Annotated in this window: 17 protein-coding genes and 1 tRNA gene; 10 read left to right on the forward strand and 8 right to left on the reverse strand. The window is 74.8% G+C overall.

Translation table 11 applies throughout. From position 1 onward, the window contains the following. Nucleotides 1–47 precede the first annotated feature (47 nt). Both ACF07N_RS13620 and ACF07N_RS13625 read right to left on the reverse strand, forming a co-directional pair. Nucleotides 48–1436, reverse strand: coding sequence for an ATP-binding protein (locus ACF07N_RS13620; RefSeq protein WP_392111977.1), 1389 nt, complete (start codon nucleotides 1434–1436; stop codon nucleotides 48–50). After that, complete coding sequence (locus ACF07N_RS13625) at nucleotides 1433–2137, reverse strand: response regulator transcription factor (RefSeq protein WP_392111980.1); 705 nt, start codon at nucleotides 2135–2137, stop codon at nucleotides 1433–1435. Before ACF07N_RS13625 ends, ACF07N_RS13620 begins: the two co-directional genes overlap by 4 nt. A gap of 132 nt (nucleotides 2138–2269) precedes the next feature. On the opposite strand from ACF07N_RS13625, the gene ACF07N_RS13630 reads away from it, so the two are divergent. After that, nucleotides 2270–2800, forward strand: a complete 531-nt coding sequence (locus tag ACF07N_RS13630; RefSeq protein WP_383328320.1) for a hypothetical protein — start codon at nucleotides 2270–2272, stop codon at nucleotides 2798–2800. 13 nt (nucleotides 2801–2813) lie between these two features. Here ACF07N_RS13630 and ACF07N_RS13635 read toward each other — a convergent pair whose 3' ends face one another. Both ACF07N_RS13635 and ACF07N_RS13640 read right to left on the reverse strand, forming a co-directional pair. Then, nucleotides 2814–3695, reverse strand: coding sequence for a spermidine synthase (locus tag ACF07N_RS13635; protein WP_392111983.1), 882 nt, complete (start codon nucleotides 3693–3695; stop codon nucleotides 2814–2816). Between the two features lie 167 nt (nucleotides 3696–3862). Next, nucleotides 3863–4258: a hypothetical protein gene (locus ACF07N_RS13640; protein WP_383328326.1), complete on the reverse strand. Its 396-nt coding sequence runs from the start codon at nucleotides 4256–4258 to the stop codon at nucleotides 3863–3865. A gap of 309 nt (nucleotides 4259–4567) precedes the next feature. Here ACF07N_RS13640 and ACF07N_RS13645 point away from each other — a divergent pair, with 309 nt between their 5' ends. Then, nucleotides 4568–6019, forward strand: coding sequence for a hypothetical protein (locus ACF07N_RS13645; RefSeq protein WP_392111986.1), 1452 nt, complete (start codon nucleotides 4568–4570; stop codon nucleotides 6017–6019). On the opposite strand, the gene ACF07N_RS13650 is transcribed toward ACF07N_RS13645, so the two are convergent. Next, the gene (locus tag ACF07N_RS13650) at nucleotides 6016–6609 is read right to left on the reverse strand and encodes a histidine phosphatase family protein (protein ID WP_383328332.1); all 594 of its coding nucleotides are present in this window, start codon (nucleotides 6607–6609) and stop codon (nucleotides 6016–6018) included. The genes ACF07N_RS13645 and ACF07N_RS13650 overlap by 4 nt on opposite strands. A gap of 189 nt (nucleotides 6610–6798) precedes the next feature. Here ACF07N_RS13650 and ACF07N_RS13655 point away from each other — a divergent pair, with 189 nt between their 5' ends. The 7 genes from ACF07N_RS13655 (at nucleotide 6799) to ACF07N_RS13685 (ending at nucleotide 13017) form a co-directional block, all read left to right on the forward strand. Then, complete coding sequence (locus ACF07N_RS13655; RefSeq protein ID WP_383328335.1) at nucleotides 6799–7752, forward strand: phosphatase PAP2 family protein; 954 nt, start codon at nucleotides 6799–6801, stop codon at nucleotides 7750–7752. Continuing rightward, nucleotides 7703–8824: a hypothetical protein gene (locus ACF07N_RS13660; protein ID WP_392111991.1), complete on the forward strand. Its 1122-nt coding sequence runs from the start codon at nucleotides 7703–7705 to the stop codon at nucleotides 8822–8824. The genes ACF07N_RS13655 and ACF07N_RS13660 overlap by 50 nt, the downstream gene beginning before the upstream one ends. Then, on the forward strand, nucleotides 8815–10407 hold the full coding sequence (locus ACF07N_RS13665; protein WP_392111994.1) for a hypothetical protein: 1593 nt from the start codon (nucleotides 8815–8817) through the stop codon (nucleotides 10405–10407). The genes ACF07N_RS13660 and ACF07N_RS13665 overlap by 10 nt, the downstream gene beginning before the upstream one ends. Then, complete coding sequence (locus ACF07N_RS13670; protein ID WP_392111997.1) at nucleotides 10404–11738, forward strand: AAA domain-containing protein; 1335 nt, start codon at nucleotides 10404–10406, stop codon at nucleotides 11736–11738. The genes ACF07N_RS13665 and ACF07N_RS13670 overlap by 4 nt, the downstream gene beginning before the upstream one ends. A gap of 122 nt (nucleotides 11739–11860) precedes the next feature. Beyond that, nucleotides 11861–12211, forward strand: coding sequence for a hypothetical protein (locus ACF07N_RS13675; RefSeq protein WP_383328346.1), 351 nt, complete (start codon nucleotides 11861–11863; stop codon nucleotides 12209–12211). A 136-nt stretch (nucleotides 12212–12347) separates the two neighbouring features. Beyond that, the gene (locus ACF07N_RS13680) at nucleotides 12348–12953 is read left to right on the forward strand and encodes a bifunctional DNA primase/polymerase (RefSeq protein ID WP_392112001.1); all 606 of its coding nucleotides are present in this window, start codon (nucleotides 12348–12350) and stop codon (nucleotides 12951–12953) included. After that, a tRNA-Lys gene (locus tag ACF07N_RS13685) sits at nucleotides 12944–13017 on the forward strand. Before ACF07N_RS13680 ends, ACF07N_RS13685 begins: the two co-directional genes overlap by 10 nt. A gap of 69 nt (nucleotides 13018–13086) precedes the next feature. On the opposite strand, the gene ACF07N_RS13690 is transcribed toward ACF07N_RS13685, so the two are convergent. Next, nucleotides 13087–14352: a M6 family metalloprotease domain-containing protein gene (locus ACF07N_RS13690; RefSeq protein WP_392112003.1), complete on the reverse strand. Its 1266-nt coding sequence runs from the start codon at nucleotides 14350–14352 to the stop codon at nucleotides 13087–13089. Nucleotides 14353–14659: 307 nt separating this feature from the next. Between ACF07N_RS13690 and ACF07N_RS13695 the strand changes: the two genes are divergently transcribed. Beyond that, nucleotides 14660–16525 (forward strand): putative bifunctional diguanylate cyclase/phosphodiesterase, encoded by a 1866-nt coding sequence (locus tag ACF07N_RS13695; protein WP_392112006.1) that lies wholly within the window; start codon nucleotides 14660–14662, stop codon nucleotides 16523–16525. Here ACF07N_RS13695 and ACF07N_RS13700 read toward each other — a convergent pair. Further along, nucleotides 16495–17592: an LLM class flavin-dependent oxidoreductase gene (locus tag ACF07N_RS13700; RefSeq protein WP_392112009.1), complete on the reverse strand. Its 1098-nt coding sequence runs from the start codon at nucleotides 17590–17592 to the stop codon at nucleotides 16495–16497. The genes ACF07N_RS13695 and ACF07N_RS13700 overlap by 31 nt on opposite strands. A gap of 96 nt (nucleotides 17593–17688) precedes the next feature. Continuing rightward, on the reverse strand, nucleotides 17689–17874 hold the full coding sequence (locus tag ACF07N_RS13705) for a hypothetical protein (protein ID WP_383328361.1): 186 nt from the start codon (nucleotides 17872–17874) through the stop codon (nucleotides 17689–17691). Between the last annotated feature and the right edge of the window lie 19 nt (nucleotides 17875–17893).

The following is a 17893-nucleotide window of genomic DNA, read 5'->3' on the forward strand; positions in this document are numbered from 1 at the left end:
GCGCTCGCTGGGGGGCGAGGGCCAGCGCCGTCGGGGCGGAGGGGGCCTCAGGCGTGCCGGGAGGCCGCGGCAGGTCTGCGGCGCCGGCGGCGCCGGAGTTGGCGGTGGCCCCCGCCCGACGGGGCCCGGCCGTCCAGCTGGATCCAGATCCGCACCTCGGTCCCGCCGAGCACCGAGGAGCCGATGCGCACGTCCCCGCCGGTGGACTCGGCGAGCCGGCGCACGATGTCCAGGCCGAGCCCGGTCGAGCCGTCGCTGCCGGAGCCGCGACCGCGCGCCATGGCGGTCTCGGGGTCGGGTATGCCGGGGCCGGCGTCGGAGACGAGGACGATCACCGCGTCCTCGGCGTTGTGCACGTCGACCGCGAAGGCGGTGCCCTCCGGGGTGTGCCGGAAGACGTTGCCGAGCAGCGCGTCGAGCGCGGCGGCCAGGTCGGCGCGGGCCACGGGGATGCGCACCGGCCGGTCGGCCCCGGCCACCCGCCACTTGCGGCCCTCGTCCTCCGCGAGCGCCGACCAGAACGCCATCCGTTCGCGCACCACCTCGGCAGCGTCGCACCCGGCGCCCGGACCGGCCGCGGCCGTCTGCGGCTTGGCCTCCCGGGCCGTGCGGATGATGGTGTCGACCTCGCGCTCCAGTTGCTCGACGGCGGTCCTGGTCTGCTCTGCGGCCGGTCCCTCGCCGAGCGAGGCCGTGTTGAGCCGCAGCACGGTCAAAGGCGTGCGCAGCCGGTGGGACAGGTCGGCCGCCAGCTCCCGCTCGTTGGCGAGGAGCTGAACGACCTGGTCGGCCATCGAGTTGAACGCGACCGCCGCGAGCCGCAGTTCGCTCGGGCCCTCCTCCGGGACGCGGGCGCCGAGCTTGCCCTCGCCCAGTTCCCGTGCGCCCTCGACCAGGCGCCGGGCGGGCAGGACCATGCGCACGCCCAGCCGGTCGGCGACCGCGACGGAGCCGACGACCAGGGCGATCCCGACCCCGGCGAGCACCGCCCAGGCCGTGCCCACGCCGTTGGTGACCTCGGACTCCGGCACGAACACCTCGACGACCGCGATCTCGCCGGTGCTGAGCGCGACCGGCTGGAGCAGCGTGGAGCCGCCGGGGACGCCGGTGGTGGAGGCGCGGCCCAGTCTCCGTACGGCCGCGATGTCCTGGCCGGCGGCGCGCTGCCGCCCGAGTTCGAGGGCGCGCTGGCCGTCGCCCGCGGGGATGTGCACGGCCATCCCGGCGTCGGAGCCGGCCGCGGCGACGACCCGCTCCAGCTGGTCGCGGTCGGTGGTGATGGACAGGGCGGGGGCCACGGCAGCCGCCTCCCGCTCGGCGTTGGAGAAGGCGCGGTCCCTGGCCATCTCGCGGATGACGAGCCCGAGCGGCACCGCGAACGCGAGCACGACCATGGTGGTCACGGCCAGGGACACCTTGACCAGGGCCCACCTCATCGCGGCGTCCCCGCTCCCGGCGGCTCCAGCTTGACGCCGACGCCCCGCAGGGTGTGCAGATAGCGGGGGCTGGCGGCCGTCTCGCCCAGTTTGCGGCGGAGCCAGGACAGATGGACGTCGATGGTCTGATCGTCGCCGTAGGACTGCTGCCAGACCTCGGCGAGCAACTCCTTGCGGGGGACGACGACTCCGGGGCGGCGGGCCAGGAAGGCGAGCAGGTCGAACTCGCGGCGGGTGAGGTCCAGGCGCACGCCGTCCAGCTCGGCCTGGCGGCGCAGCGGGTCGACGGTCAGGCCGCCGACCCGGATCACCGGGGACGGCTCGGCCTCCCCGGCGCCGGAGCGGGCGCGGCGCAGCACGGCGGCCATGCGGGCCGAGAGGTGCTCGACGGAGAAGGGCTTGGTGAGGTAGTCGTCCGCGCCCGCGTTCAGCAGGCGGACGATCTCCGTCTCGTCGTCCCGGGCGGTGGCGATGATCACCGGTACGTCCGTGATGCCGCGCAGCATCTTCAGGGCCTCGGACCCGTCGAGATCGGGCAGTCCGAGGTCCAGGATGACCACGTCGAAGCGGAAATGGGCGACCTCGCGCAGCGCCTCCAGCGCCGTCCCGACGCTGCGCACGGTGTGCGAGGCGTCGGTCAGATGCCGGATCAGCGCCGAGCGTACGAACGGGTCGTCCTCGACCACGAGCACACTTGCCATGCGCCGCACCGTACGCCATCCCGAACAGCCGGGTGCGGGCCTGTGGACAACTCCGCGGCTGTGGACGGCGGGCCCACCCGCGGCCTCCGTGTGTGGACAACTCCCGGGACCCGTGAGGCAGGATGGCCCGCGATGCGCAGAGGACTCGTACACGTACTGGCCTGGCTGCTCGCCACGGGCGCGGCGGTCACGCTGTCGTGGTGGGGTGTCCACACGGTGATGGCGGGCACGGCCTACGACCCGCCGCGGGCCTTGCCCATCAAGGCCGCCGACGCCTCGGCGCCGGAGTCCGCGCCGCCGCCCGCACCGTCGTCCGCGCCGCCGCGGCGGACCCCCGCGCCGAAGCGCACCCCGACGCCCTCGCCGCCGGCGGCGTCGGAGCCGGTCCCCTCCGCCGGCCGGACGGCCGGGCCCTCTCCCTCCCCCTCCCCCACGGCCACCGGCCGGGTCAAGAGCTACGACACCGACGGCGGGCGCGCGGTGTTCGACCTCGGGACGGCCTCGGCCACCCTGGTGTCGGCGACTCCCGGCGCGGGCTGGTCGATGCAGGTGTGGAAGACGGAGTCGTGGATCCGCGTGGAGTTCTCCCGGGGCGCGGACCGGGTGTCGGTCTTCTGCACGTGGCACGACGGGCCGCCGCGCGTGGAGATCGGGACCTACTGAGTTCCGTCCGGGATCACCGGAACACCGAGGGCGGCGGCGCCGGGGACGCCACCGCCGCGCGGTCGGTCACCGGCACGGCCCCGCCGGTGAAGTCGGTCAGCGCCCTGCCGTGTTCGACCCGGGCGGGGTGCGGGTCGGAGGCGGCGCGGCGGGTCAGCTCGGCGACCGGGAGCGGCGCGTCGGAGGCGACCAGGACGGCGTTGCCGAAGCGCTTGCCGCGCAGCACCGCCGGGTCCGCGATCAGTGCGAGCTGCCCGAACCGGGCGGCGGCGGTGGCGATCTGGCCGCGCAGGTGGGTCAGCGGTGGCCCGTCGGTGAGGTTGGCGGCGTGCGTCCCGCCCGGCTTGAGGACCCTGCGGATGTCGTCGAGGAACTCGGTCGAGGTGAGGTGGGCGGGGGTCCGGGCTCCGCTGAACACGTCGGTGATGACGAGGTCGGCCCAGCCGTCCGGCACCTTGGCGAGTCCTTCGCGGGCGTCGGTGGAGCGCACCCGGATGCGGGCGTTCGGGTCCAGGGGCAGCTCGCGGCGGACCAGGCGGACGAGGGCCGCGTCGCGTTCGACGACCTGCTGGGTGGAGCGGGGCCGGGTGGCGGCGACGTAGCGGGCGAGGGTGAACGCTCCCCCGCCGAGGTGCACGGCGTGCACGGGCCTGCCGGGCGGGGCGACGAGGTCGACGACGTGCCCGAGGCGGCGCTGGTACTCGAACGACAGGTGGGCCGGGTCGTCCAGGTCGACGTGCGACTGGGGGGCTCCGTCGATCAGCAGCGTCCGGGCCCGGGCGCGGTCCCGGTCGGGGATCAGCTCGGCGATTCCGCCGTCGACGCTCTCGACGACGGCCTCGACGACGGCCTCGGCGTCGGCCTGCCGGCGCCGGCCGCTCCTGGACTTTCCCATGGGCTCATTATCCGGGCGGCCCGCCGCGTCCGGCGCGCGCCTCCCGGGGGCGGCGGCGTCCGCGGGCCCGCGTCCGCCTCCGGCCGGGGACAGCCGCCCGGCCCGTGATCCGGGCGGCGAGGCGCCGGCGTCGGCCACCGGCCCGCCGCCCGCGCCCCGGCCGCACCTCAGCGGCAGCTGTCTGCGGCCTCGATCGTGCGGGCCGCCTCGCCCAGGGCCCTGCGCAGGACGGCCGGGTCCGTCGCAAGGTCCGCCTCGCCGGGGGGCAGCAGCCAGTCGGAGCCCTCGACCGGGGGCCGGGGCGCGAAGCTCGTCCCGCGTCCGTTCGTCCCGGTGCAGGTGCTGCCCGGCAGGTCCCAGGCGGCGGCCGTCCCGGGCGGGACGAGGAAACCGAGCGTGCCGCCCCCGTCGTCGTGCAGCACGGGCCCCACCGCCTCTCCCGGTCCGCGCCGCAGGATGTCGACCGCCTCCAGTCCCTGCCGCGCCGGCACCGTCACCACATCGCAGCCGGCCGCCGGTGCGCACGGCGGCGTACGAGGATCGTTGATCCGGCTGGTCTCCATCCCGGCCTCCACCACGAAAACCCCATGCTTGGACAAGCGGTCGAGCGGTCGGGAGTCGGGGTCTCCTCCCGGTCCACAGGGTTCAACGCGGCCGGCCGTCAACGGCTACGGCGAAAGTCAGCCGCAAAGGATGGCACTTCATGGCAGATCACGGATGAGATATCCGGTTTGTAGCCAAACCCAGCGTGAGGGCTCCGACACAGCAGGTACGTTCTTGCTCGCCGGGCACAGGGCCGACGATGCGGACGAAAGCTCTCAAGTCGTCCTGGGTCCGGCATGGTTCGACGGTTCGCACGAGAGGACCCGGCCATGGCGTCGTCAGCGGTGACCTCGTCTCGACCCGACCGGCCGGCACGGCCGAATCTCGCCTTCCGGCGGCTGCGCGGGCAGCGCTCACCGGCCGAGTTCGCCGCGGCGGTCCGACGGGCCGGCCTGGAGATCGGCGAGCAGGTGAGCTGCGACGCGCGCTACATCGGCCGGGTCGAGGCGGGCGAGATCCGCTGCCCCAACTACGCGTACGAACGGGTGTTCCTGCACATGTTCCCTGGCCGCACGCTCACGGACCTGGGGTTCGCGCCCCGCTCGTCGGTACGCGGACGCCGGGCGCGCGCCACCGAGGACGCGCCCTGGCCGCACACCACGAACCCGGCGGACGCCACGCATGAGACCAGCGGGGCGGGCGAGCCGTATGCGACGCAGAACCCGTACGACCCGCACCATCCGCACGACACCTACGAGGAGAGCGACGTGCTACGTCGCGCGTTCATGACCGGCGGGGGCGCCACGGTGGCCGCCGCCTCGCTGGGGCCCGTCGGCCTCGCCCGCGACGCCTCGGCGGCACAGTGCCCGCCGCGCCGCGCCGGGGCGGGCGACGCGGGCGCCCTGGAAGAAGCCGTGCGCCGGATCCGGCTGCTCGACGACCGGCACGGCGCCGACGGCCTCTACCGCCGCGCCGCCGCCCCGCTGCGCGCCGCCTACGCCCTGCTGGACGCCGGGGCGACCCGGCAGACGACGGCGGACCGGCTGTACTGGGGCGCCGGGGAACTGGCCATCTCGGTGGGCTGGCTGGCCCACGACTCCGGGCGCTTCGACGACGCCCGCTCCCACTACGCCGAGGCCCTGGCGACCGCCCGGATGACCGGCGACCCGGGTCTGGAGGCGCACGCCTTCTGCAACATGGCGTTCCTCGCGCGCGACGCGGGCCGGCCGCGCGAGGCGGTCCGGGCGGCCCAGGCGGCCCAGCGCGTCGCCCGGCCCGTCGGGACGCCCCGGCTGATGTCGCTGCTCGCGCTGCGCGAGGCGGGCGGCTGGGCCGGCCTCGCCGACCGCGTCGGCTGCGAGCAGGCCCTGGCCCGGGCGCAGACCCTCTTCGAACGGGGTCCCTCGCAGGACGACCCCGAGTGGATGAGCTTCTACGGGGAGGCCGAGCTGGAGGGCCTGGAGGCGCAGTGCTGGTCCACGCTCGGCGACTGGCCCCGTGCGGCACGGCACGCGCGGCGGGCGGCGCAGCTGCAGGACAGGCACTTCACGCGGAACATCGCGCTGTACACGGCGGAACTGGCGGACGACCTCGCGCGCGGCGGACGACCGGACGAGGCCGCCGTCGCGGGGATGCGGGTGCTGGACCTGCTGGAGGAGGTCCAGTCGTCCCGGATCCAGTCCATGCTGGCGGCCACGGCACGGGTGCTGGCGCCGCACCGGAGGGCCTCGGGGGTGTCGGCGTTCCTGGACCGGTACGCCTCCTTGCCCCGGACCACCTAGGCCAGGTGCCCGAGGTCGTTCCAGCTCTCGATGGCGGGCTCGCCGTAGGCCCAGCCCAGCACCGACAGGGACGTCGGGTTCAGCCGTATCCGGGCCGCGAAGTCCAGCGGCAGGCCCAGCCAGCGCGCGCCGATGGAGCGCAGGATGTGCCCGTGGGCGAAGACCAGGACGTCGCGGTCGGCCGAGCGCGCCCAGGCGACCACCTCGTCCGCCCGGGCCGTCATCTCGGCGAGGGTCTCGCCCCCGGGGACGCCGTCGCGCCAGATCAGCCAGCCGGGGCGGACGGCCTGGATGTCCGCCGGGGTCATGCCCTCGTACGCCCCGTAGTCCCACTCCAGCAGCGCGTCCCAGGCACGCGCGCGGTCGCCGAAGCCGGCCAGTTCGCACGTCTCCCGCGCGCGGGCCAGCGGGCTGGTGCGCACCTCGGCCTCGGGCAGGCCCTCGTACGGCGCGCGGTGCAGGCGTTCCCCGAGCAGCTTGGCACCGCGCCGGCCCTCCTCCAGGAGGGGTACGTCGGTCCTGCCGGTGTGCTTGCCGGACAGGGACCACTCGGTCTGTCCGTGGCGGGCCAGCAGGATGCGCGCAGACATGGGGAACCTTTCCGGAAGAACGACGCAAGCGGAACTCCTCCATCATCGCGCACCCCGTCCGTGGGCAACCCGGGGGGCGATCTCTGCGTCTTTGAGGGCCGGAGGGTGCCCCCAGGGCGAGCCCGTACGCCGTAAAGTGGCACGACCGGACGGCCGGGCGCCGCGTGACAAGAAGGGGGAGGGCATCGGATGCCGCACACCGAGACACCGGGCACCGAGGCGGACCCCACGCCGCGGCTGCGCTGGTGGACCGAGCTGCCGCTGATCCTGCTGGTGTACGCGTGCTACTCGGCGGGGCGGCTGCTCGCCCGGGGCGACGTCTCCGGGGCGGTCGACCACGGTCTGGCCCTCCTGCGCTTCGAGAAGGCGCTGTACCTGAACTTCGAGCACCCGCTCAACCGCCTCTTCACGCGCGAGCCGTGGATAGGCATACCCGCCGACTTCTGGTACGCGTCGCTGCACTACCTGGTCACCCCGGCCCTGCTGGTGTGGCTGTTCCGCTCCCGCGCCGTGCGCTACCGCGCCGCGCGCACCTGGCTGATGACGTCCACCCTGATCGGGCTGATCGGCTTCACCCTGCTGCCGACCTGCCCGCCCCGGCTGCTGGACGCGAGCCACGGTTTCGTCGACACGATGGCGCAGTACAGCTCCTACGGCTGGTGGGGAGGCGCGGCGAGCGCGCCGCGCGGCATGGGCGGCATGACCAACCAGTACGCGGCGATGCCGAGCCTGCACGTGGGCTGGGCCCTGTGGTGCGGCGTCATCCTGTGGCGCTACGGCACCACGCGCCTGACGAAGGCGGCCGGTGTCGCCTATCCCCTGATCACCACGATCGTCGTCATGGGCACCGCCAACCACTACTTCCTCGACGCGGTCGCGGGCGCCGCCGTCATGGGCGTCGGGCTGCTGCTGGCGCCGGTCGTGATGCGGACGGCCGACCGGGTCAAGGCGCGGTTCGTGCCGCGCGTCGCACCGGTCCCGGCGGACACTTCCGCCGCGGGTTCCTCGATTGTCAGTGCCGGATGCCAGACTTCCGCGGGTGAGCGAATTCCACGGCAGCGCGAGTCGCGGTTCGGAGCAGGGGCCGAGCCGAGTGCCTCCCCCAAGGACGCGGGGGACGGCGCTCCGGCACCGGCTCGCTGAGCTGCGCGGCCCGGACGTCCCCGCGAAGGCACTGGACGCGCGCGCCCTGGCGGCGCTGGCCGCCAACCCCGGCTGCGCCCGGCGCGCGATCCTCGACGGCGCCGGGGTGAACAAGACGGCGCTGGCGAGCGCGCTGGGCGCGCCGTCCGCCTTCGGGCAGTCGCAGTTCGCGCTCACGCGGGGCAACGCGTTCGAGGCGAAGGTCAAGGCCGACGGCGGCGCGGAGCTGCTGCGGCTGGTGCACGAGAAGCTGGACCGCTCGGCCGAGCCCCCCGCCCACGCGCGCGTGCCCGACCTGACCGCGACCGGCCCGCAGGGGCGGACGGCCCGTACGGCGCTGGAGCTGCGGGAGGCCGCGGCGCACCCGGGGGCGTGGACGCTGCTGGACCACCCGATGCTCGCCCTGGACGTCGCGGGCTCCCCCGCCTTCCTGGAGCCGGACGCGGTGGTGGTCCACCCGGACGGCAGCTGGACGGTCGTGGAGATCAAGTCCTTCCCGCTGCTGGACGGTTCGGCGGACCCGGCGAAGGTGGGGGCGGCGGCCCGGCAGGCGGCGGTGTACGTGCTGGCGCTGGAGGAGGTCGCGGCCCGGCTGGAGCCGGCCCCGCGCGTGCGGCACCGGATCCTGCTGGTCTGCCCCCGGGACTTCTCCAACCTGCCGGCCGCGTCCGCCGTGGACATCCGCAAGCAGCGCGCGGTGACGGCCCGCCAGCTGGCCCGGCTGACCCGCATCGAGGAGATCGCCGACGCGCTTCCCGAGGGCACGTGCTTCTCGCCCGAGCTGCCGGCCGAGGAGCTGACGGCGGCCGTGGAGTCGGTCCCGGCGACGTACGCGCCCGAGTGCCTGTCCGCCTGCGAGCTGGCCTTCCACTGCCGGTCCCGGTCCCGTGAGGCGGGCGCGGTGACCTCCCTCGGCCGTGCGGTGCGGGCGGAGCTGGGCGGCCTGACCACCGTGGAGGACGTTCTGGCGGCCGCCCGCGGCGAGGCCGGCGATCCCGCCGACCCGGCGGTGGCGGCGCTGCGCCGCGCGGCGGCCCTGCGCGCCGAGGCCCTGGAGGCGGCGTGTCGCTGATCTCCACCCTGGCCCGGCTGGAAGCCGTCAGCACGGGCCGCGCCCAGCCCGCCGCCACCGTCCGCCACCGCCATCTGTCCGGGCGTCCGCTGGTGTTCGTGCCGCTGGTCACCGCCGGTGAGGCCGGTGCCCCGCTCGGCGCGCTCGTCGGCACCGACCGGGACGCGCCGCGGCTGCTGGCCGTCCCGCAGCCGCGCGACCGGGACCTGAGGTTCTCGTTCCTGGCCGACCTGGCCGACGTGGTGCTGCCGTACGTCGACGGCTACGCGGACGTGGTGGAGGCCGCCGAGCGCACCGAGACGGACCCGGAGACCGGCAAGCGGGTCAAGGTCGAGGTGGACCTGTGCGCGGACGCGCCGCAGCTGATCGTGCCGAGCCGGGCGGGCATCGAGCTGGTGCGCCTGCTCGGGCGGTCCACGCGGTTCCGGCGTACGGCCGAGCAGGACCCCGAGGCCCCGTACCCGGCGCCGCCGCGGGTGCCGCTGCTCGGGCGGTGGCTGACGCACTTCGGGGAGCGGGCCCGGGTGCCCGGTTCCTCGCTGCTGCTGGCGATGACGGACGTCCTCGGCCGGCACTGGGCGACCGGGCAGTCCACCCTGGAGGACCAGCACCTGGGGGCGCTGCTCGCCTGGATCGACCCGCCCGAGGGCACGACCGGCGCCGAGGCGGCGCTGCGGGCCGAGCTGGAGCGGGACGCGCAGGGGCAGCTCACCTGCCCCCCGGCCGGGCCGGCCACCGACCCGGCCTTCGACAACAAGCTCCTCGCCCCGGCCATCGAGCGCTACGACCGGGCCCGCACGGCCCTTGCCGCCGCCGAGGACGGCCTGGAGGCCGACGACCGGCTGGGCGCGCTGGCCGCCGCGGAGCGGGAGATCCGCGACCTGGTGCTCAGCCGCACCCGGCCCACCTGGGACGCGGTGTGGCGGGGCCTGGATTTGCTGCGCGCGCTGCCCCCGGGGGCGCACGTCGAGGAGCGGTGGACGCGCGACCGCTGGTCGTTCACCGGCCACCGCGACCGGGTCCTGGCCGGGGAGCCCCCGCAGCCGCGCCGCGACGACGCGGTCACCGCGGCGAACAAACTGGCCACGCGCGAGCGCGAACAGGCCCGGCTGGAGGCGCAGGAGGCGCTCGACGACCCGCTGGTGATGGCGGGCCGGCGGCTGTCCGGGGAGGCGTTCGCGGGCGAGGTCACGGACGTCGTGATGGCGTACAGCGACGGCAAGCGCCCGAGCCCCCGCCCCCTGGTCACGGTCCGCACGGACGACCGGCCGCACCTCGGGGAGCGCACGAAGGTGTACCGGTCGCTGGGCGGCAAGCCGCAGTCGGCGGAGTTCGTCGCGGCCGAGGAGGACGGGGCGTACCTGGTGCTGCGCATCCTCGACAAGATGGGCCGCGGCAAGGAGCCCGAGCCGGGGTCCGTGCCGGAGAAGGGCGACCGGGTCTGCTTCACGCTCTTCGAGCACGAGCAGCGGGGCGGCGCGAAGCTGCCCGACCCGGAGGAGACGCCGTGGACGCACGGCGGGCCGCCCGGTGAGGCGACCCCGGAGCCGGCCGACCCGGTGACCGAGGAGGATGTGCTGTGACCACGGTGTTCGACCCGTCGGCGGCCGCGGCCGAGGCCACCGACGCGATCCTGCACGACACGCTGCACGGCACCGCGCGCGGGGTCGTCGTGGACTCCCCGCCCGGCGCGGGCAAGTCGACGCTGGTGGTGCGCGCGGCGCTGGAGCTGGCCGGGGCGGGCCACCCCCTGATGGTGGTCGCCCAGACCAACGCCCAGGTCGACGACCTCGTGCTGCGGCTTGCCGAGAAGAACCCTGAGCTGCCGGTGGGGCGGCTGCACAGCAGTGACGCCGACCCGTACGACAAGGCGCTCGACGGCCTGGACAACGTGCGCAAGTCGGCCAGGGCGGCCGACCTCGCGGGACTGGCCGTGGTGATCTCCACGGCGGCGAAGTGGGCGCACGTGAAGACCGACGAGCCGTGGCGGTACGCGATCGTCGACGAGGCGTACCAGATGCGCTCCGACGCGCTGCTCGCGGTGGCCGGGCTGTTCGAGCGGGCGCTGTTCGTGGGCGACCCGGGGCAGCTCGACCCGTTCGCGATCGTCGGCAGCGAGCAGTGGGCGGGCCTCGCCTACGACCCGTCGGCCTCGGCGGTGACGACCCTGCTCGCGCACAACCCGGACCTGCCGCAGCACCGCCTGCCGGTGTCCTGGCGGCTCCCGGCGTCGGCGGCGCCGCTGGTCTCGGACGCCTTCTACCCGTACACGCCGTTCCGCAGCGGCACCGGGCCCGGCGACCGCTCCCTGGCCTTCGCGGTGCCGTCGGACGGTTCGGGCCCCGACCGGGTGATCGACGAGGCGGCGGCATCGGGCTGGGGCCTGCTGGAGCTGCCCGCCCGGCACACCCCGCGCACGGACCCGGAGGCGGTGCGGGCGGTGGCGACGGTGGTGCGGCGCCTGCTCGACCGCGGCGGCGCGGCGACCTCGGAACGCTCGTCCGACCCGTCCCCGCTCACGGCCGGCCGGATCGCCGTGGGCACGGCGCACCGGGACCAGGCGGCGGCTGTCCGCGCGGCGTTGGCCGAGCTCGGCGTCACCGACGTGGTCGTGGACACGGCGAACCGGCTGCAGGGCCGGGAGTACGACGTCACGGTGGTGCTCCACCCCCTGTCCGGCCGCCCGGACGCCACCGCCTTCCACCTGGAGACGGGCCGCCTGTGCGTCCTGGCCTCCCGCCACCGGCACGCCTGTGTCGTGGTGTGCCGGGCGGGGGTGCCCGACCTGCTGGACGACTATCCGTCGACCGAGCCGGTGCAGCTGGGGACGGTGGTGAAGTTTCCCGACGGCTGGGAGGCGAACCACGCGGTGCTGGCGCACCTGTCCGAACACCGCGTGTCCTGGCGGCCGTAGCGAACGCGGGGTGGTGGGACGGCCGTCTCCACGACCGCGATGCCCACTTGCGCGCCCGCGAGACAATGGACGGTGGCCCGGTCCAGCCGGACGGCCAGCGCGACGTACGAGGAGGAGAAGACATGGCGGAGCCCACGCCGCGTCGTAACGAACCGCGGCTACGCCCCGCGCCCCTGCTCTTCGAGCCCGCGGAGGCGGCCTCGGACCCTGAGCACTTCTTCGACCTCGAGTCGATCGACGACCCCCGGGCGCTGCTGGCCCGGGCCACGGAGCTGACGCTGGCCTTCCGCGCCGCGGCGGACCGGGCGGTGGAGTTCCAGGCGCTGGCGGCGGCGCAGCTGGCCGATCCGCGGCGCTTCGACCGGCTGACGACGGCGGACATCGCCGAGCGGGCCGAGTGGACCGAGGACTACGCCAAGAAGATGGTCGAGTTCGGACGGGACCTGATGCGGGGCGACGCCGAGGGCCGGTGAGCCGGCGTCCCGGCACGACCCCCGCCCGATCACCCGGCATATGCCAGCCGGGCAAGATACCCCCGCCCACCCCCTCCTGTCCCGATTTCCCGCAACCCTCGGGAGCCGCACGCTCACGCCCGGTACACCTGGAGACATGAGCAGCGCATGGAACGCCTCCCTCGTCACCTCCGACGGAGCCGCCTGGCTCGCCTCGGCAGGAACGTATCCGCGAAGCACGCTCGCCCTCTGGGAGGAGCGGCCGGACGCCCCGGTCGTCCTGCCGTGCGGGTCGGTCTTCGACGTGGTCAGCGCGCCCGCGATGTTCGGGCGGCGGATGCTCGACCGGCTCTGGGACGACGGGCCGGGCTCGGGGCCGGTCGCGGAGTACCGCGGCCGGATGCTGCTGTTCGCCGCGCCCGGCACGGCCCAGCGGCTGCCGGCGCTGCTGGAGTGGGAGGAGTGGGGCGCGCACGGCCGGGCCGCCGGGGATCCGGACGGCGCCCGGGAGGCCTGCCGCACGGACGCCGTCCCGCCGCTGCTGTGCCACGGCACCGGTGACGCCGTCACCGTGCCCGCACCGGCCGGGAGCGTCTCCCGCTCCCGCTGGCTCGTCGCCCCCGACACCCGTCAGCCCTGGCTCCCCGGCCCCGAGGTGCTGCTGTGGGCGGCGGTGCGGGCGGCCCGGTCCGCCGTGCGGATTTCGATTTTTCCTCCCGCCGACCAGGATGCTAAGGTCTACGACGTCAGCAGGCGCCGCTAGCTCAGTTGGTTAGAGCAGCTGACTCTTAATCAGCGGGTCCGGGGTTCGAGTCCCTGGCGGCGCACGACAGTGAAAGGCCCCTCGCGAGAGCGAGGGGCCTTTCGCGTACCCGCGGGACGGTGTCGGTACGGGGTCAGTGACCCACCCCGATCTTCACGGTCCAGGCGCCCGCGGCCGTCCGGCCCTCCACCTCCACCCGCACGCCCTCCCCCGGCACGGTGAAGCTCTCCCCGACGGCGATCGGGGCGTCCGCGAGGGGCGGGTAGACCGACTGCTCCCAGCAGGCCTCCGTGCGCGGATGGGCGTCGATCACCTCGATGGGGCCGCCCCCGGAGTGCGCCCCGCCCCGCACCCGGTACACCAGCACCCCCTCCCGGCAGGCGGAGGCGTCGTTGCCCACCGGCCCCCGCGCCTCGAAGGCGAGCACGCTGTCCCGCCCCGTCCGCACCACCGCGAGCTTGACGCCCCGGCCGAGCCCGAAGGCCGGCGCCCCGGCGGATCCCGTCACCGGCACGCCCGGGCCGGCGGCCAGCGGCTCCAGGGTGAGCCGGGCCGGTCCGGCGTCCTGCACGCACCGCACCTGCCGCGAGTCCAGCCAGCCCAGCTTCCACTTGTGCCAGCCGAACAGATCGGGTGCGAGCCCGAACTGGCTGCCCATCAGGTCCCAGTCGCCGACGTGGGTGTCCCAGTCGCCCTTGCCGTCGGCGGGCCGGTGGTACAGATCAGGCAGATCGAACACATGACCGGTCTCATGGGCGAGAACCAGCCGGTCCGGCGGATGCTGCTCGAACACCGTGACGATCCGGCGCAGATCCGTGCCGTCGGCCCGCAGCGGGGTAGTCAGGTTCACCACCTTGGTCGCGTCGGAGTCCACGCCGGGCGCGTCCGGGTCGGCGACGAAGTACACGACGTCGTAGCGCGAGAAGTCGACCTGCGGGTCGGCGACGGCCAGTGCGTCGCGGAGGTAGGCGGCCCGGTGCTCGGGGCGCCAGTCGCGCTGTATGGCGTACGCCGTGGACGGCTGCGGCATGCGGATCCAGTGCCCGAGCGGATGCGGGCGCAGGGTGAACCGGCCGTAGGAAGCCCGTTCGAAGAAACGGGTGGTGGCCGGGAAGTGGTCGGCGGTCAGCTCCCGCGGCGTGGTCAGCGGATGGGAGTCCGGGAAGGACAGGAAGACCATGACCGCGTCCAGCGACCGGGCCGGGCGCGGATAGGCGGTGTTCCAGGTGTCCAGGCCCTCCGAGTGGTGGGCCTCGGTCCGCGTCAGGGCGCAGGGGGCCGCCGGATCGTCCCCGGCGACCGAGGGACCGGCGCCGAGGGACGTCGCGGCGAGGGCCGACATGGTGGTGAACACGGCCGCGGTGCTGCGCAGTCGGGCGCGCGGAAACGGACGCGGCACGGGTACCTCCGGGTACGGTTCGCGGGACACCGCACCCAGCCTGTGGGGATTTGTCGTACTGCGCCCTGTTTGCCTGCACCACTCGGGTGAAGGGCCCGGAAAAAACCGGAAGCCGACACCCCCGAAGCACTCACAGAACGTCACAACTGGTCGAGGGCCTGAAGAAGCCGTCCAGGTGCGAGCAGAAACGATCTGGCAGAAGGGCCGGTTGGTCGGGGAGACTGGACACCGGCTGGAAGGCCCTGGGGCCAGCCTCTATGATCGGCACACTTTCCTGACCTTTCCTGCACGGACAGAGATCGAATACATGCGGGAGCGAGCGGTGAGCGGAACCTCCGAAGGGCCGGCGCCCGCGGCAGAACTCGACCGGCCGGTCGTCACAGAGAGTGAGATCGATACGTCTCCCCGTACCGAGCCACCGACCCGGCCGCCCTACCGGTCCGTCTTCACGGCCGCCCCGCTCGCCATGGCCGTCGTCGACCGCGAGGGCGTGGTCGTCAGCGCCAACGACGCGCTCGGCGCGCTGGTCGGCAGCGCCCCGGACGAGCTGGCCGGGTCCGTCGCCGCCGACCTGGTCGACCTGACCTCCGACGCCCGCAGCCTGCACGCCTTCCGCGAGGTGCTGCGCGGCCGGCAGTCACGGCTGCGCTGCACCCGCCGCCTCAAGCACCCCGACGGGCACTCGCTGTGGGTGCAGGTGACCGTCGCCCCGCTGCCCGAGGGGGACCGGGCCGTGCTGCTGTCCGTCGCCGACATCAGCGCCCGGCGCGAACTCCAGGCCCGGCTCAGGCACTTGCAGATGCACGACCCGGTGACCCGGCTGCCCAACCGCACGCTGTTCTTCGAACGGCTGTCGGCCGCGCTGGAGGCGGAGTCGTACGAGCGGAGCGGCACCGGCCGGATCGGGCTGTGCTACCTGGACCTGGACGGCTTCAAGGCCATCAACGACACCCTCGGCCACCGCGTGGGCGACCGCCTGCTGGCCGCCGTCGCCGAGCGGCTCACGCGCTGCGCCGACGAGGCCGGCCGGTCGCGCACCAGCATCCCGCTGGTGGCCCGGCTCGGCGGGGACGAGTTCGCGCTGCTCGTCGAGGACTCCACGGGCACCGAACAACTGGCCGAGCTGGCCGAGGCGGTACTGCGGGCCGTCCAGGAGCCGTTCGACCTCTCCGGGCGGCGGCTGTCGGTGTCGGCGTCGATCGGGGTCGTGGAACGGCACGCGGCCGGCACGACCCCCACCGCCCTGATGCAGGCCGCCGACACGACGCTCTACTGGGCCAAGGCCGACGGCAAGGCCCGCTGGACCCTGTTCGACCCGGAGCGCAACGCCCACCGCATGACCCGCCAGGCCCTCGCCTCGACGCTGCGGCCGGCCATCGACCGCGACGAGTTCCGGCTGGAGTACCAGCCGCTGGTCGGCATGGAGGACGACCGGCTGCACGGGGTCGAGGCGCTGGTCCGCTGGAATCATCCTCAGTTCGGCGTACTGACGCCGAATCGGTTCATCGGACTTGCCGAGGAGGACGGCTCGATCGTCCCGCTGGGCCGCTGGGTGCTGCGCACGGCGTGCGAGCAGGCCCGCCGCTGGCAGCTGGACCATCCCGACGAGCCGCCGATCTTCGTCAGCGTGAACGTGGCGGTGCGTCAGATCTGGGACTCCGACCTGGTGGCGGACGTCGCCGAGACCCTGGCCGAGACGGGGCTGGAGCCGCGCCTGCTCCAGCTGGAGCTGACCGAGTCCGCGGTGATGGGTTCGGCCGGGCGGCCGCTGCAGACCCTGAAGGCCCTCAGCGACATGGGCGTGCGCATCGCCATCGACGACTTCGGAACGGGCTACTCGAACCTGGCCTACCTGAGCCGGCTGCCGGTGTCGGCGCTGAAGCTGGACGGGTCCTTCGTCCGCGGCTTCCAGTACGACGACCGGGACGCGGCGAGCCGGGCGAACCCGGCCGACGAGGTCGTGGTCGAGGCGATGATCCAGCTCGCGCACCGGCTGGGGCTGACCGTCACGGCCGAGTGCGTGGAGACCTCGGCGCAGGCGACCCGGCTGCGGCGCATCGGCTGCGACACCGGACAGGGCTGGCTCTACTCCCGCCCGGTGTCGCCGGACCGCATCTCCGAGCTGCTCGGCACGCCCGACGTTCAGGCGGAGGCGGGCGTCGCCAATCCGTAGGCGTCGGCGATGAGTTCGTAGCTGCGCAGCCGGACGTCGCCGCCGCGCGCGTTGGCCGTGATCATCAGCTCGTCGGCGCCGGTGCGCTTGGCGAGGCCGTCCAGGCCGGAGCGGACCTCGTCGGGGGTGCCGTGGATGACGTTGGCGTTCCAGGAGTCGACGAAGTCGCGCTCCATGGGGCTGAACGCGTAGGCCTCGGCCTCCTCCGGCGTGGGCACGAGGCCGGGGCGGCCGGTGCGCAGCCGGACCATGCTGAGGGCGGCGGCCAGCACCTGGCGGCGGGCCTCCTTCTCGTCCTCGGCGGCGAGGGCGGAGACGCCGATGAGGGCGTACGGCGCGTCGAGCACGGCGGACGGCTGGAAGGACTCCCGGTACAGGTCCAGAGCCGGGATGGTGTTCTGCGCCGAGAAGTGGTGGGCGAAGGCGAACGGCAGGCCCAGCGCCCCGGCCAGGCGGGCGCTGAAGCCGGAGGAGCCGAGCAGCCAGACGGGCGGGCGGTGCGGGGACTGCACGCCGCCGGGGGACGTGGCCTGGACCGGGCCGGGGACGGCGTGGATCCGGCGGTAGGGGTGACCGTCCGGGAAGTCGTCGTCGAGGAACCGGATCAGCTCGGCGAGCTGCTGCGGGAAGTCGTCGGCTCCCTCGTTCAGCCGGTCGGTGCGGCGCAGGGCGGCGGCGGTGGCGCCGTCGGTGCCGGGCGCGCGGCCGAGGCCGAGGTCGACCCGGCCCGGGGCCATGGCCTCCAGCGTCCCGAACTGCTCGGCGATCACCAGCGGGGCGTGGTTGGGCAGCATGACGCCGCCCGAGCCGAGACGGATGCGGTCGGTGTGGGCGGCGAGGTGGGCGAGGATCACGGCCGGGGACGAGGAGGCCACGCCGGGCATGGAGTGGTGCTCGGCGACCCAGTAGCGGTGGAAGCCGCGCCGCTCCGCGAGACGGGCCAGGTCGACGCTGGTGCGCAGCGCGTCGGAGGCGGTGCGCCCGGCCCCCACGGTGACCAGGTCCAGTACGGAGAGGGGAACGGGGGCGCTGCCCTGCGCTGCGCCGCGAATCTCGTCTGCCGCCACGGTGGGGTGCCTCCTGCTGTGGGCCGTGTGCTGTCGTTACGGCTCTAACAGGGGACTGTCTCCGCTTATTCCCGGCCCGGGTGCCGGGCCGGGCTGTCAGGCGGCCTGCTCCCAGTCGCTCCGCGCGCAGCCGGGCGGAGGCGTGGGGTCGGTCTTCTCACGGGCCCGGAGCGCGACCCAGGCGAGGGCGGTCGCACCGAAGAGCCACCACGGCAGGGGCCACACCGTGCCCCACCAGCCGGCCCGGGGAGCGAGGAGGGCGTCCACCGCGGCACTGGTCATGGCCGCGGCCAGGCTCCAG

The organism is Streptomyces sp. NPDC015242, assembly GCF_043079125.1.
In the GTDB taxonomy this organism is placed as follows: domain Bacteria; phylum Actinomycetota; class Actinomycetes; order Streptomycetales; family Streptomycetaceae; genus Streptomyces.

What these genes read in the sequence shown, in the direction of transcription:
- ACF07N_RS13675 (WP_383328346.1), top strand. Translation starts at nt 11,861, where the DNA reads ATGGCGGAGCCCACGCCGCGTCGTAACGAACCGCGGCTACGCCCCGCG.
- ACF07N_RS13620 (WP_392111977.1), bottom strand. Translation starts at nt 1,436, where the DNA reads ATGAGGTGGGCCCTGGTCAAGGTGTCCCTGGCCGTGACCACCATGGTC.
- ACF07N_RS13645 (WP_392111986.1), top strand. Translation starts at nt 4,568, where the DNA reads ATGGCGTCGTCAGCGGTGACCTCGTCTCGACCCGACCGGCCGGCACGG.
- ACF07N_RS13650 (WP_383328332.1), bottom strand. Translation starts at nt 6,609, where the DNA reads ATGTCTGCGCGCATCCTGCTGGCCCGCCACGGACAGACCGAGTGGTCC.
- ACF07N_RS13695 (WP_392112006.1), top strand. Translation starts at nt 14,660, where the DNA reads ATGCGGGAGCGAGCGGTGAGCGGAACCTCCGAAGGGCCGGCGCCCGCG.
- ACF07N_RS13630 (WP_383328320.1), top strand. Translation starts at nt 2,270, where the DNA reads ATGCGCAGAGGACTCGTACACGTACTGGCCTGGCTGCTCGCCACGGGC.
- ACF07N_RS13655 (WP_383328335.1), top strand. Translation starts at nt 6,799, where the DNA reads ATGCCGCACACCGAGACACCGGGCACCGAGGCGGACCCCACGCCGCGG.
- ACF07N_RS13705 (WP_383328361.1), bottom strand. Translation starts at nt 17,874, where the DNA reads ATGACCAGTGCCGCGGTGGACGCCCTCCTCGCTCCCCGGGCCGGCTGG.
- ACF07N_RS13640 (WP_383328326.1), bottom strand. Translation starts at nt 4,258, where the DNA reads ATGGAGACCAGCCGGATCAACGATCCTCGTACGCCGCCGTGCGCACCG.
- ACF07N_RS13625 (WP_392111980.1), bottom strand. Translation starts at nt 2,137, where the DNA reads ATGGCAAGTGTGCTCGTGGTCGAGGACGACCCGTTCGTACGCTCGGCG.
- ACF07N_RS13680 (WP_392112001.1), top strand. Translation starts at nt 12,348, where the DNA reads ATGAGCAGCGCATGGAACGCCTCCCTCGTCACCTCCGACGGAGCCGCC.
- ACF07N_RS13635 (WP_392111983.1), bottom strand. Translation starts at nt 3,695, where the DNA reads ATGGGAAAGTCCAGGAGCGGCCGGCGCCGGCAGGCCGACGCCGAGGCC.